Source organism: Paraburkholderia sp. BL23I1N1 (genome assembly GCF_003610295.1).
GTDB lineage: Bacteria > Pseudomonadota > Gammaproteobacteria > Burkholderiales > Burkholderiaceae > Paraburkholderia.
Genome location: NZ_RAPV01000001.1, coordinates 3,366,830 through 3,380,130 on the forward strand (window position 1 = coordinate 3,366,830; position 13,301 = coordinate 3,380,130).

Genomic DNA, 13,301 nt, shown 5'->3' on the forward strand with positions numbered 1-13,301 from the left:
GGATGATTGTGGCTGGGGGTCTTCCGGTGGCGACCGCCGGGGTTCGATCGAAGCAACGCGCTGCCGCGAGTTGCCATCATTAGGTCGCGGTATCAGCTCAGACGACCCGCCGCGGGTCATAAAAAAGAAGTCCAATGGCGCGATAATAGGGGAGCAATGGCGTCACAATGGGACAAGCAAAAGTTTCGATGCTTTCGTTTGTAAGGAAGTTTGACGGACCGGGAAGGATGGATATCGCTTCCAGTCAGTGGTACCTGACAGACGTCGCCGTCTCCAGAGATCGGCTACCGGATTAAAGAAATTCGTTTCGAACTGCCGCGCATAAGAATGCCGATCCCGGTGGCCCGCCATCACTCGATAAACAAACGAAGCGGTTGGCCTGAGTTGTTCGCAAATCACCACGAGGAGACCTTGCCATGGTAACTGCTGCGAATTTCGTCCCGAGCCAACGCATGGACGAACTCCAGACAATCGAAGCAAGCTCATTCGCATATCGAGGCATGTCCTGTGCCCACTTTCTTCGAACCTGGCACGACACCAAGCCGCTCGACCCGAATCCGGTTAGTGAAACCTTCATGGTGGTGATTCCGATGCAGGCAACGCCGGCGCATGGAGGCTGGCTGGATGGCCGTCGGGTCGAATTTCCGGCCCATCCGGCCGGGTCGGTCGGCTATCTGGACTGGCGCCAAAGCTGGGCTGCCGATTTGCAGACACCTTTCGAAACGATGAATTTCTTCGTTCCGCTGTCTTCATTCAACGAGTTGACCGATGAACTCGGCGGCCACCGTATCGACTCGCTATCGTGTCCCGCTTCCCTTCAGGCGGACGTCGATCCACACGCTCTCGGCTTCGCGGCGACGATGCAACCTATCCTTTCCCGACCGCACGAAGCTTCAGCACTTCTGGCGGACTACCTGTTCGGTGCTGTGCGATTGCACCTTGCCGTGAGGTACGGCGGCTTGCGCATCACTGAGAGGCGGCGGGGAGGAAGGCTCGCCGGCTGGCAGGAACGGCGAGCGAAGGAAATCATGCTCGATGACCTGGGTGCAGACGTCAGCATCGAGGCAGTTGCTGCTGCGTGCGGACTTTCAGGCAGTCAGTTCGAGCGGGCGTTCAAGACGACGACCGGTATGCCGCCGCATCGCTGGCGCCTAAGCCAGCGCGCCCGTCGCGCCCGCGAATTGCTTGACTCTACTGCGCTGTCTCTGGCGGAGATTGCGCAGATATGCGGCTTTGCGGACCAGAGTCATCTGAATCGCGTTTTCGCGGGCACCCATGGCGTGACGCCTGGTGCTTACCGACGTATGCGGGGAAGGTGACGTCAGGTCACAGTGCTCTGGTACAAAACTAGCGAATTCGTGCAATACGCGCGACACCCATCGGGAAATACTGTTCTCAATTCTTAAGGAGAGCAGCGATGGGCTCAAACCGCGCCTATATAGAAATCGACCTACCCGACGGGCAGATGAAGGCGTACGTCGCTCGTCCACAGACGTCCACTGCGGCAGTGGTCCTTGTGCTACAGGAAATTTTCGGTGTCAATGCCGACGTGCGCGCAGCATGCAACGAGCTTGCTCAGCAAGGCTTCATTGCCGTGGCACCTGATCTTTTTTGGCGCGACGCTCCCGGCCTCGATCTCAACAGTTGGAGCGAAGAAGAGTGGCAGCGGGGATTGGAGTTGTACGGCCGGTACGACCGAGACCGCGGCGTTCGCGACGTTGCTGCTACGGTGCAGTCAACGCGCAAGCTGGAAGGCGGGTCGGGGCGAGTTGGCGTTATGGGTTTCTGTCTTGGCGGCCTGATGACCTTCCTGGTCGCAGCGCGGACTAACTCCGATGCCGCCTGTGCTTTTTATGGCGGCGGGACTGAGGCCTACATTGGTGAGATGCAAGCGGTTCGTGCTCCGCTGCTCATGCATCTGGCAGATGAGGACGAATTCATCCCGAAACCAGCTCAGACGCAGATCCGGGAAGCGGCGAGCGGCCATTCCCTCATCGAAATTCACACCTATCCCGGTTGTCACCATGCGTTCGCTCGTCACAGTGGCAACCACTACGACGAACTGTCCGCCTCCACAGCGAACGCACGCACCTATGCGTTCTTTTCGCGACATTTGAACCACTGACTGGAGAAGCACATGATTCAGACCAACCACCATAGTGGAGCCGTCGACGCCCCGACTCTTTATGCAGAAACGAACGGTCGGACTCTTGCGTACCGATCGATCGGTAACGGAGAGCCTCTAATTTTGTGTGTTCGCTTCAGAGGCGTCCTGGACGTTTGGGACCCGGCGTTTCTCGATGCGCTTGCAAAGACATTCCGCGTAATCACGTTCGATTATTCCGGCCTTGGATTATCGACTGGAGAAGCGAGCTACGACCCACGTGCGCTCGCGAAAGACGCGATGGATCTTGCGGACGCGATCGGGCTCGATTCGTTCTATCTTGCAGGCTGGTCGCTTGGCGGTCAGGCCGCGCAGGCGGCAGCAATACTTCACCCCGAGCGAGTACGAAAACTGATTCTTATCGGGACGACCCCTCCCGGCAAAGTACAGCATGGTCCTGAAGCAGTCTTCTTTGAGCGCGCGTTGAAGTTCGACAATGATCTCGACGACGAAACGGTGCTTTTTTTCGAACCGAAATCCGAGCGTAGCCGTGCGGCCGCGAGCGCGTCGCGGGAACGCATCGCACAGCGAAAAGCAGAGCGCAGCCCTGTCGTCCCGGAGGAAACCTATCTTCGATTGTTGGGCGGCGACGCGGGTCCGCCTGACGAATTGTTCATCGATCGAGGTGGGTATCGCGACACCTTGGCCTCTACATCGATTCCAATCCTCGTCATATCGGGGGACCACGAAATCGTCTTTCCCGTCCAAAACTGGTTCGCCGTGATTCCGGCATGGCGCACCCTGCACCTCGTCGTGATTCCTCAAGCGGGACATGGCCCGCACCATCAGGAGCCGCAGTTCTGCGCTGATCTGATTGCCAGCTTTGCAGGAAACATCGAATGAAAATGTCCGCGACGGACGGCGATAGTCCGGATCAGCCACGCAGGCGAAATTTTCTCGTCGACTGCGCTGCTTTAGTGGCCGCAGGCGCATTGCCGGTCCTGAACGCTTACGGGCTTGAGCGTGTCCCGCAACTTCAACAGGATAGCGAAATGAAAAGTATCAAGACGAAGGACGGTACGACAATCTTCTATAAGGATTGGGGCACCGGGCAACCGGTAGTATTCCATCATGGATGGCCGCTTTCTGCCGACGACTGGGATGCGCAGATGCTGTTTTTCCTCGCGCATGGTTATCGAGTCATCGCGCACGACCGCAGGGGCCACGGCCGTTCGACCCAGACCTGGAGCGGCAACGAGATGGACACCTATGCCGCAGATGTCGCCGAACTGGCAATGGCACTCAATCTGCGCGATGCCATTCATATCGGACATTCAACCGGCGGCGGCGAGGTCGCGCGGTACGTAGCGCAGCATGGCAAAGGGCGGGTCGCCAAAGCGGTGCTGATAGGTGCCGTCCCGCCGATAATGGTCAAGACTGAACACAATCCGGGCGGACTGCCAATCGAAGTGTTCGATGGTTTCCGGCAGGCAATGATTCAAAACCGGGCGCAATTTTTCCACGACGTGCCTGCGGGTCCCTTCTATGGATTCAATCGGTCGAATGCGAAGATATCCGAAGGGATCGTGGACAACTGGTGGCGGCAGGGCATGATGGGAGGTGCTAAAGCCCAATACGATTGCATCAAGGCCTTCTCCGAAACGGATTTCACCGAAGATCTGAAACGCATTGAAGTGCCCACGTTGGTCCTGCATGGAGACGACGACCAGATCGTCCCAATCGCCGACTCAGCGTTGCTTTCGGCGAAACTACTTAAACGGGCAACGCTGAAGATTTATCCGGGGTTCCCGCACGGCATGGCGACAACTCACCCCGAGCAAATCAACGCAGAACTGCTTGAATTCGTCCAGGCCGGCTAAAGGTCCCCGTCTGCTGTGAATCGAAGCCGCGACCAAGCGCGCGTGCAACTGGGAGAAAATGATGTCAATGCTATCGCCGTTCGGTATATTTCACACGTGCGTGAGCCTTGTGGCGCTGATTTGCGGCTTCGCTTCCCTTTTTCGGTCTGGATACATCCGTACTCAAACTGGGCTGGGAAAGGCTTATGCCTTCACCACAGCCATAACAGCCACCACGGGGCTATTTATATTTCATCATGGCGGGTTTGGTAAGCCGCACGTTCTAAGTATCCTGACGTTGGTTGTTCTGGTCGTAGCTGCTGCGGCCGGAAGCAAATTCAGTACAAAGCCGCTGTCGCGATATGTAGAAACGATCTGCTACAGCGCAACCATACTCTTTCACTTCATTCCGGGAATCACTGAATCGGGACTGCGACTTCCTTCGGGTAACCCCCTTTTCGCAAACCCCGACGTACCAGCCTTGCAAATGATAGATGGGGCGCTATTCGTGATTTTTCTAGCCTGCGCAACGGTTCAATGTTTCGCTTTAAGAGGTTTCAGACGGCGTGGTGCGACGTTGGAGTGAACGTGCCGGCCTAACGACGCAGGTTTTGTGAGCCGTTAGAAATTGAGGTGCCTTGGCCAAGGCACGCAATACTGCGCTGGCAACGCCTGAAGGCTAACCATCGGCGAGAGGCCACTCTCGGTAAAGCCGATCGTCGCCTTAGGGTCAATACCCGTCCGACACGAGTTAAAAGATCGGCGGGGAAACAGCCCCCTACGATCGCCTCGCGAATGTCTGTTTGCGAGGACCGGGGGCTCTCGTCCAAGCAACGGGGCAACACCTGCACCGACGCCGCGTATCGAGGTCCAATGCGGTTCCATGGCATCATCGTGTGCACCTTCACACCACCGCAGGAGCTTACGCCATGGCGACTTATATTGTATTCACAAGGGAAAGCACGCAGGATCAGGGTGAACTCGACATCTACCAAAGCAAGGTGGGCGAGACCTTTAAAGGTCATCCCATCAAGATTCTCGCTGCTTACGGACCTCAGCAGGTCCTTGAGGGCGACGCGCCAGAAGGCGTCGTGATCGTGGAGTTTCCGTCGACGGCGGCCGCGCGCGCATGGTACGACAGCCCGGCGTATCAGGAGAGCGCGCAGCACCGGTTCAAGGGCGCGCGCTATCGGGCCGTTCTCGTCGAAGGCATCTGACGAAAGGCGGCGAGGAGCGGATCTTCCGCTCCCGGCCTGCGGACGGCAGACGAGGCGCCCAGATCGCTCCTGCTCTCCCAATATCGCCCTATCCTTCGTTGGCCAACCTTGACCGGATCTCGGCAGCCGAGAGGTCGCGCTGATGTGTGGCAATTTGCCATGTGTTTTCCCACGGATCTCTGACCATCGCTCGCCTGTCGCCGTATGGCATGTCGGCCGGAACCTCGAGCGAGATCGCATTCGCCGCAATCGCTCGCTGGAAGGTCGAATCGGCGTCCTCAACGTAGACATACAGAAATGCCGGCATCGGATCGCGAAGGCCGTCGCCGCCGCTAACCATCACGACGGAATCGCCGATCATGATTTCGGCAGGCAGCCCGTGACGGAATTCGCCCTGTGCCAAAAACACCGTCTTGATGAATGTGATCAGGTTTTCCGGATCCCGTACGACGATTCGGGGCGTGACGGTATGCCATCCATCAGGTTGAAATTTAGCCATGTTGCGCAGCCTCGGAAGAGATTCGCAAGGGCATTGTCTCCCGAGCGCCGGATGTCCGCAAAGGATCGGAATGGCGGTAGCACGAGGTTTTTCAACAGGCGGCTAGTCTCACTGTGTCACATATTTAGTTGCGCGCTCGATTGCCGTACAGGAAGCATGCCATCGTTGCATGAGGCGTAGTCCAAGCAGGATGCGCAACGTGGTAATGGAATCAGGAACGTGGCGTTGAGCGCGCTGGACTGCCCCGGGGGACGTAATCCGGGGGAAGGGCAGGCAGCGCACGTTCAAGGAAGTTTTTTTTATCGCGTCCATCTGATTGCATTCGGAGTCGCTGAGCCATCAGAAACCCATACGCAGCGATACTCAGTGTGGCGTGGTGGTGGAAACCACGCCAGCCTCGCCCTTCATAATGACCAAGCCCGAACTCCTGTTTCAGGTCCTGATAGTCGCGCTCGATGCGCCAGCGCATCTTGGTCACGAACACAAGCTGCTCAAGTGCCGCCTCTTCGGGAGCGGTACTGAGAAAGTATTTGAGCGGCTCCGAATCGCCATCAGGCCATTCAATGAGCAGCCATTGTTCGTCGCGAACGGTACTTCGCCAATAGTCGCGATGTGCGGGACGAACCCGTACGGCGGCAAAGCGTGAGGAAAGTGCGGCGTTGCTGCCTTCGCGCCAGGTAACGGCTTGCCAGGCGTTCACGGGTAATTGCATGGCCAGTTCCTTCACCACGATCGGTTCGTGGCCGGGCGCACGGCGCAACAACGTTGGCGGCTTGCCGCGCCCGCTCCAGGGCCTGGGCGGAAGCGGCGCCGTACCGGGAGCCCACACAGAGGTGCCCGGCCGGATCCCTACCGCGTACAACAATCCCAGTTCCGTTAAGCCATCCCGGAAAGCGGTTTCGTCGCCGTACCCAGCATCGGCCAGCACGATGCCCGGCGCAACGCCGGATGCTATAGCCTCGCGAAGCTGGGCCAGCGCAATCTGCGGCTTGGTCTGAAAAGCCAGATCGTCGGGAATGCCAGCGCGACGGGCACGTTCCCGGTCGTCAATCCATTCCTTGGGCACATGCAGCTGCCAGGCAATCGGCAGGCTGCCGCGTTGCGTCGCGATCGACAGGCTCACGGCGACCTGACAGTTATCCTGTTTTCCGAGCTGCCCGCAGTACTGACGTGCCACCCCGACCGAATGACGTCCCTTCTTTGGAAAACCGGTGTCGTCAATAATCCAGTAGTAGCCGGTTTCTTCAGCAGCATGTGCGTCTAGCGCGGGCATCACCCATTCGCGTACCCGCTGCAGGACCGCACGATCAGACCAGTCTGCCTTGGCCACAAAGTGGTGGAGTGACTGGTGCTTCGCACTCGCGTGAAGTGGGTCAATGTGCGCGGCCATCGGCTCGACGCTCTTGCGCGATAGCGGCAACACCAGGCCCGAACAGTAACCCTTGAGGCCGGCATGACGATCGGCGTGCCCTAACGCCTGCGCCAGATGATTCAGATACACGTCAAATTCGTCGACATCTTCTCTCATCGCGATCGCCCGAAGTCTGCATTATTCAATACTACCAGGTATCGCTTCGCTGCAAATGATTTTTGTGACACAGTGAGACTAGTTAAGTCCTTGAAGAAAATCGGGGATCGCACTTCCAATCGAGGCAAGATATCCCGCCATAGCACCGGCAACTTTTCGCACGGCAGGACGTGTGGTCATCCGTTCACGCCAAGCCAGCAGGTTGGGCGTTTCTCCTGTCATCGGCGCGCCCTTGCGCGCGCCGAACAACTGCGCCATGTAAAACGCAATGTCGGCATAGGAATAGGTCTCGGCCAGAAATTCTCGATTCGCAAGAACTCGTTCCATGCGTCGATAATATTGCAACGCCTCGTTGCGCGCAGTCTGCGCCGCAGGATCGTCCAGCGCATCTTCAAGACCCATCAGTCGGACAATGTGGGGAAAATAGATTTCATCGCTGCAGTGTTCGAGCTGACGCGCCATGGCGCGCGCCTCTGGATGCGCCGGCCATAAGGCGGGATTGGGCTTCAAGTCTTCAAGATACTCAAATATTTGCGTGGAATCGAAAATCTCAAGTTTGCCGTCTATCAGTACCGGCACCTGATGCTTCGGATTGACGCGCAATACATCTGGATGTTTGGGGGCGTAACCGCGCAGCTGGTCAAACGGAACCATCACCAGTTCGAAGTCGATGCCCTTCTCGTGCGCCGCGATCTCGACCTTGGCACCGAACATGCTCAGGAGTCCGGAAATTATTTTCATTTGTCTCTCTTCATTTGATCTTGCGTCTCGACAAACTCACGATCGAAGAGATCGATCAACAAGTCGCATCGCGCAGATTAGGGATGTGGCAGATCATAAGTCCGATAACATGACACCTTATGGCATGTATTTTAAATAAGGTGTCGTTTATGAAAGCCAGCCGCCTTTTGTCGATCATGATGATGCTGCAAGCGCGCGGGCGTATGACCGCACCGGCTTTGGCTGAAGCACTGGAGGTATCCGAGCGCACGATCTTGCGCGATATCGATCAGCTCTCCACTGCTGGCGTACCCATTTGGGGGGATCGAGGTCGCAATGGGGGATTTCAATTGCGCGAGGGTTGGAGTACCGATCTCACAGGGCTTACGGAGCACGAAGCGCACGCGCTGTTTCTGGCAGGTTTGCCTGGGCCTGCGACAGAACTGGGCTTGGACGTCATGGCAACCTCGGCGCGGCTAAAGATGATTGCCAGCCTGCCTCCGGACTTGCGCGAGCAGGCCGATCGTGTCGCCAGCCGACTGCACGTTGACACAGTGGATTGGTACCGTACGCAAGAAACGCCGTTATTTCTGCGTGAAATCGCCAATGCCGTGTGGAGCTCGTACCGTATCGAAGTGAAGTATGAGAGTTGGCGTGGTTTATCCCGCCGCGAACTTGAGCCGCTCGGTTTGGTGCTCAAGGGAGGTGCCTGGTACCTGATTGCCAGGATGGTGGGCAAGCCCGGCGCACTGACCTTTCGGCTAGCGAATATTAGTGAACTCAAGTCCTCCCGCCGTCGTTTCAAGCGCCCTGCTCGATTTGATCTGGCGAAGCATTGGCGTGACGCCATAAACCGGTACGAGACTGATCTTTATCGGTTGACGGCACATATCGCCGTGTCGCCGCGCGGCGAGAATTGGTTGGTCAACGCGCGTATTAAAACCGCTCCAGTTTTGCAGGGTGCAGGTAGTGCGGAGGTGCCATTGGGATGGAAAGAGTTTTTGATGCCCATCGAATCCATCGAGCACGGTGCGCGGAAGCTGCTGGAATACGGTTCAAATTTGAAAATCGTAGGGCCGCAGGAACTCAAGAATAAATTTATGGAAGAGTTGTCACAGTTGAAAACGCTCTATAAGAGGCGAGCATAATTTTGGTGAGAGACTCCGCCAGTTCGCCCAAGTCAACACGACCTAAACACAGCCAGCGGAGTCAATCACGACTTTTACCGAGCTGCAACGATGTTCGTATCTCAGCACGTACACCCGTTTGTTCGCTGGCTCATCGGAATTCAGTTGATACAGGAAAGCGGTCCGGGCATGCCCGACAAAAAACGCCGCCCCCCGACGGGGAACGGCGCATGTCGAACGGCCCTGAAGAAACGACCGTCAGGCGCTCTTTTCCCCAGCGGCCGGAAACGGCAAACTGTGAACCCGTTTGCCAGTGGCCGCAAAAATCGCGTTCGCGACCGCCGGCCCGACCGGTGCGACCCCCGGCTCGCCGACGCCGGTCGGCGCTTCGCCCGACTGCACGATATGCACCTCGACCTTGGGCATCTCGGCCATCCGCAGCACCTGGTAGCCGTCGAAGTTGTTCTGCTCGACCTTGCCGTCCTTCAGCGTGATCGCGCTGTGCAACGCCGCGCCGAGCCCGAAGCCGATACCGCCTTCCATCTGTGCAGCGATGACGTCGGGATTGATCGGCGTGCCGCAGTCCACCGCACAGACGACGCGCTCCACTTTCACGTTACCGTCCTTGTCGACGGAGACTTCCGCGACCTGCGCGACGAACGTCTTGAACGCCTCGGCCACCGCGATGCCGCGCCCGCGGCCTTTCGGCAGCGGTTTGGCCGGATCCCAGCCCGCTTTCTCCGCGGCGAGTTCGAGCACGGCGCGCATGCGCGGTTCATGCGCAAGCAGATCGCGGCGGAACACGAACGGATCCTTGCCCGCGGCGTGTGCGGCTTCGTCGATGAATGCCTCGACCGCGAATGCCGTGTGCGAGCTGCCGACTACCCGCCACCACAACACGGGCACGCCGGTCTGCGTGGTAGTGAGTTCGACCGAGATGTTCGGAATCGCGTAGGCCACGTTAGCGGCCCCCTCGACGGACGTCCCGTCAATTCCGTCCTTGATCATCACGCTCGCGAACGGCGTGCCGGCAAGGATCGACTGACCGACGATGCGATGTCGCCAGCCGACAAGCTTGCCGTCGGCGCTCAGGCCCGCGTCGAGCTTGTGGAAGTACATCGGCCGGTAGAGGCCGCCGTGGATATCGTCCTCGCGAGTCCACTGCAGCTTGACCGGCGTGCCGTTCGCACCCAGCGCCTTCGCGATCGACACGGCCTCGACGATATAGTCCGACCGCGTGTTCGCGCGCCGCCCGAAGCTGCCGCCCGCATACAGCGTGTGAATCTTGACCTGCTGCGGATCGAGCCCCGCCGTCTGTGCGGCGTTGCCCTGGTCGACCGTCTGGAACTGATCGCCTGCCCAGATTTCGCAACTGTCGGCGGTGAGCCTGATCACCGCGTCGAGCGGTTCCATCGGCGCGTGGGCGAGATACGGGAACGCATAGGTGGCGGAGATTTTCTTCGCCGCGCCCGCGAGCGCCTGCGTCGCATCACCGTCTTTTCGGGCGGATGCGCCGGGCTGCTCCGCGAGCTGTCGATACTCGGCCATGATCGCGTCCGAGCTGCGCTTTTCGGCCTTCGAATCGTCCCATTCGACTTTCAGCGCATCGCGACCCTGCTTCGCTGCCCAGAAGCCCTTCGCGACCACAGCAACGCCACCCGGCACCTGCACGACCGAGACGACACCCGGCACCGCTTTCGCGGCCGCTGCATCGAATGACTTGACCGTCGCACCGAAGAGCGGCGGACGCTGCAGCAGCGCGACCAGCATGCCGGGGAATGTCACGTCGAGCGTGAACTGCGCGGTGCCGTTGGTTTTCGGTGGCACGTCAACACGCGGCAGTTGATGGCCAATCAATCGAAAATCCTTCGGCGACTTGAGCGTGACCTTATCCGGCACCGGCAAGCGGGCCGCGGCCGACGCGAGCGAGCCGTAGGTCGCGGTCCGGTTCGTGGCCGCGTGATGAACGCTGCCGTCGCGCGTCGTCAGGTCGGAGGCGGGGACCTTCCATTGCGCAGCGGCGGCTGAGACCAGCATCGCGCGTGCTTTCGCGCCGGCTTCGCGCAATTGCATCCACGAGTTCGCCATCGCCGAACTGCCGCCCGTGCCCTGAATCGTGCCGAAGGCAAGATTCGCGTAGCGCTTCGCGTCGGCTGGCGCGCTTTCGACACGCACGTCCTGCCAGTTCGCATCCAGCTCTTCCGCGACGATCGTCGCGATACCGGTGTACGCGCCCTGGCCCATCTCGACGTGCTTGGCGATGACCGTGACGCTGTTATCGGGCGCGATGCGCAGGAATGCATTGGGTGCGAACGTCGCCTCGGGCATCGTGGCAGCGAGCGCGCGCCGGCCCGTGCCCGCCCATTCGAAGCCAATGGTGAGGCCGACTGCCGCAACGGCGCCGGCTGCCTTCAGGAAGGTCCGGCGGGATGGGCGTACCGCATCCGTGAGATCGAGATCGGTCGTCATGGTCAGGCCATCAGGGTGGCAGCGGCTTCGTGGATGGCCGCGCGAATCCGGGTGTAGGTCGCACAGCGGCAGAGATTGCCGTTCATCGCGGCATCGATGTCAGCGTCGGTAGGCGTCGCGTTATGTTCAAGCAAGGCGGTTGCGGACATGATCTGTCCAGACTGACAGTAGCCGCACTGCGGGACCTGCAGCTTGACCCATGCAGCCTGGATGGCTTTTGCGGGCCGTCCTTCGATGCCTTCAATAGTTGTAATGCGCTTGCCAGCGATAGCCGCGATCGGCAGCACGCACGAGCGGGTGGCTTCGCCTTCCAGATGAACCGTGCAGGCGCCGCATTGCGCCATGCCGCAGCCGAACTTCGTGCCGTGCAGGCCAGCATTCTCGCGGATCGCCCAGAGGAGCGGCGTAGTGGGATCGGCATCGAGCGTAACGTTCTTGCCGTTGAGGACAAACGATGTAGACATGGAACCTCTCCGTGGGGAAAGCCCGAACTTGGCGCCGGGTGTACGCGGGAGTGTGACCGACCGCCTGCCGTTGCGCTTACACAATCCTGCAAAATTATTGAACAATGCTGCAAATCGAACCGGTCAACTGTGGCTGCCCGGTAGCGGTTGGGTATGCTCAATTCCGTCCACGGAGTTCAATGCACATGAAACAGAATTCTTCATGGTTCGATCCTTCGGCCTCGCGGGAAACGGCGCGTCGCGAACTCGCCGCGCTCATCAGCCGCTTCGCGCCAGTGGACGGCGCGCATCAGACGGCCATTCCCTCGCTGACTTTCTACCGATACTCGGCGCGCGCCGATCTCGGCTGCGGCGTAACGAGCTCCGCGTTCGTGTTCGCGGCACAAGGCGCCAAGCGGGTCGTGGTAGCGGGACAGGCTTACGACTACGATCATCTGCATTGCCTGGTGACGTCCGTCAATTTGCCGATGACGTCGCAGGTTACGCGAGCGTCGTCCGACGCGCCTTATCTGTGCGTGAAGCTCACGCTTGATCCGCAACGCATTGTCGAACTGGCGACGCAGCTGCATCTGCCGGAACCGGGTGCCGTGTCGGCGGGCGAAGGCATCGCCGTGGGCTCGCTGTCGGCACCGGTTTTCGATGCAGCGCTGCGGCTCGTGCGATTGCTCGATACTCCGGGTGACATCCCCGTTCTCGCGCCGCTCATCGAGAAGGAATTGCTCTACCGGCTGATGACAAGCGAGCAGGGGAAGCGACTGCGACACATCGCCGTGAACGGGAGCCAGACGTACCGGATCGCGCGGGCGATCGAGTGGATCCAGAATCACTACACCGAGCTTTTGCGGGTGGAGATGCTGGCGCAGGAGGTGAACATGAGCGTGTCGTCGCTCCATCATCACTTCAAGAGCGTCACGACGCTGAGTCCGCTGCAGTATCAGAAGCAACTGCGGCTGCATGAGGCCCGGAAATTGTTACTCGGACAGAACGGGGATGTCGCGTCGGTGGCGATCAGAGTCGGGTATGACAGCCCTTCCCAGTTCAGCCGCGAATATAGCCGGCTGTTTGGGGCGCCTCCCCTTCGCGACGTGGTGCAGCTAAGGCGCCGGAACGTGGTGGAGTTTGGAGAGTAGGGCTGGCGGCACTCAGATCCGGGGTTTATAGAATCAAGGCATGGCCGGTTGTGAGTTCCCGTAATATGCGTATGCGCCTTGAGCGGACGACCGGGGCGAGCAACACAATCGCACTCCCCTCTCTTCGGTCGGAGTGCGCCATGAAAACCGAACACGTTCAGGAACATAACCAGGGGTTCCTTTT

Annotated in this window: 12 protein-coding genes; 7 read left to right on the forward strand and 5 right to left on the reverse strand. The window is 59.3% G+C overall.

All coding sequences use genetic code 11. The features are described 5' to 3' along the window. The first annotated feature begins 452 nt into the window (after positions 1-452). The 5 genes from B0G76_RS15700 (at position 453) to B0G76_RS15725 (ending at position 5,180) form a co-directional block, all read left to right on the forward strand. Complete coding sequence (locus B0G76_RS15700; RefSeq protein WP_183082064.1) at positions 453-1,319, forward strand: AraC family transcriptional regulator; 867 nt, start codon at positions 453-455, stop codon at positions 1,317-1,319. Positions 1,320-1,417: 98 nt separating this feature from the next. Next, positions 1,418-2,125, forward strand: a complete 708-nt coding sequence (locus tag B0G76_RS15705; RefSeq protein ID WP_120293431.1) for a dienelactone hydrolase family protein — start codon at positions 1,418-1,420, stop codon at positions 2,123-2,125. A gap of 12 nt (positions 2,126-2,137) precedes the next feature. Continuing rightward, positions 2,138-3,007: an alpha/beta fold hydrolase gene (locus B0G76_RS15710; protein ID WP_120293432.1), complete on the forward strand. Its 870-nt coding sequence runs from the start codon at positions 2,138-2,140 to the stop codon at positions 3,005-3,007. A gap of 149 nt (positions 3,008-3,156) precedes the next feature. Beyond that, a complete protein-coding gene (locus B0G76_RS15715; RefSeq protein WP_259460836.1) occupies positions 3,157-3,984 on the forward strand; it encodes an alpha/beta fold hydrolase in 828 nt (275 codons plus the stop codon). 908 nt (positions 3,985-4,892) lie between these two features. Further along, positions 4,893-5,180: a DUF1330 domain-containing protein gene (locus B0G76_RS15725; protein WP_120293434.1), complete on the forward strand. Its 288-nt coding sequence runs from the start codon at positions 4,893-4,895 to the stop codon at positions 5,178-5,180. A gap of 88 nt (positions 5,181-5,268) precedes the next feature. Here B0G76_RS15725 and B0G76_RS15730 read toward each other — a convergent pair whose 3' ends face one another. From B0G76_RS15730 to B0G76_RS15740, 3 genes are all read right to left on the reverse strand, one after another. After that, the gene (locus B0G76_RS15730; RefSeq protein ID WP_120293435.1) at positions 5,269-5,679 is read right to left on the reverse strand and encodes a VOC family protein; all 411 of its coding nucleotides are present in this window, start codon (positions 5,677-5,679) and stop codon (positions 5,269-5,271) included. A gap of 211 nt (positions 5,680-5,890) precedes the next feature. Continuing rightward, on the reverse strand, positions 5,891-7,207 hold the full coding sequence (locus B0G76_RS15735; RefSeq protein WP_120293436.1) for an IS701 family transposase: 1,317 nt from the start codon (positions 7,205-7,207) through the stop codon (positions 5,891-5,893). A 78-nt stretch (positions 7,208-7,285) separates the two neighbouring features. Beyond that, entirely contained in the window at positions 7,286-7,948 is a 663-nt protein-coding gene (locus B0G76_RS15740) for a glutathione S-transferase family protein (RefSeq protein ID WP_120293437.1), read from the reverse strand. A 149-nt stretch (positions 7,949-8,097) separates the two neighbouring features. Between B0G76_RS15740 and B0G76_RS15745 the strand changes: the two genes are divergently transcribed. Further along, entirely contained in the window at positions 8,098-9,075 is a 978-nt protein-coding gene (locus B0G76_RS15745) for a YafY family protein (RefSeq protein WP_120293438.1), read from the forward strand. Between the two features lie 237 nt (positions 9,076-9,312). On the opposite strand, the gene B0G76_RS15750 is transcribed toward B0G76_RS15745, so the two are convergent. Continuing rightward, entirely contained in the window at positions 9,313-11,523 is a 2,211-nt protein-coding gene (locus B0G76_RS15750; RefSeq protein ID WP_120293439.1) for a xanthine dehydrogenase family protein molybdopterin-binding subunit, read from the reverse strand. 2 nt (positions 11,524-11,525) lie between these two features. Continuing rightward, on the reverse strand, positions 11,526-11,987 hold the full coding sequence (locus B0G76_RS15755; RefSeq protein WP_120293440.1) for a (2Fe-2S)-binding protein: 462 nt from the start codon (positions 11,985-11,987) through the stop codon (positions 11,526-11,528). Positions 11,988-12,172: 185 nt separating this feature from the next. Here B0G76_RS15755 and B0G76_RS15760 point away from each other — a divergent pair, with 185 nt between their 5' ends. Next, positions 12,173-13,117: an AraC family transcriptional regulator gene (locus B0G76_RS15760; protein ID WP_120293441.1), complete on the forward strand. Its 945-nt coding sequence runs from the start codon at positions 12,173-12,175 to the stop codon at positions 13,115-13,117. Positions 13,118-13,301: the final 184 nt, after the last annotated feature.

Coding starts and splice junctions, on each gene's coding strand:
- B0G76_RS15700 (WP_183082064.1), top strand. CDS start 453: ATGGACGAACTCCAGACAATCGAAGCAAGCTCATTCGCATATCGAGGC.
- B0G76_RS15705 (WP_120293431.1), top strand. CDS start 1,418: ATGGGCTCAAACCGCGCCTATATAGAAATCGACCTACCCGACGGGCAG.
- B0G76_RS15710 (WP_120293432.1), top strand. CDS start 2,138: ATGATTCAGACCAACCACCATAGTGGAGCCGTCGACGCCCCGACTCTT.
- B0G76_RS15715 (WP_259460836.1), top strand. CDS start 3,157: ATGAAAAGTATCAAGACGAAGGACGGTACGACAATCTTCTATAAGGAT.
- B0G76_RS15725 (WP_120293434.1), top strand. CDS start 4,893: ATGGCGACTTATATTGTATTCACAAGGGAAAGCACGCAGGATCAGGGT.
- B0G76_RS15730 (WP_120293435.1), bottom strand. CDS start 5,679: ATGGCTAAATTTCAACCTGATGGATGGCATACCGTCACGCCCCGAATC.
- B0G76_RS15735 (WP_120293436.1), bottom strand. CDS start 7,207: ATGAGAGAAGATGTCGACGAATTTGACGTGTATCTGAATCATCTGGCG.
- B0G76_RS15740 (WP_120293437.1), bottom strand. CDS start 7,948: ATGAAAATAATTTCCGGACTCCTGAGCATGTTCGGTGCCAAGGTCGAG.
- B0G76_RS15745 (WP_120293438.1), top strand. CDS start 8,098: ATGAAAGCCAGCCGCCTTTTGTCGATCATGATGATGCTGCAAGCGCGC.
- B0G76_RS15750 (WP_120293439.1), bottom strand. CDS start 11,523: ATGACGACCGATCTCGATCTCACGGATGCGGTACGCCCATCCCGCCGG.
- B0G76_RS15755 (WP_120293440.1), bottom strand. CDS start 11,987: ATGTCTACATCGTTTGTCCTCAACGGCAAGAACGTTACGCTCGATGCC.
- B0G76_RS15760 (WP_120293441.1), top strand. CDS start 12,173: ATGAAACAGAATTCTTCATGGTTCGATCCTTCGGCCTCGCGGGAAACG.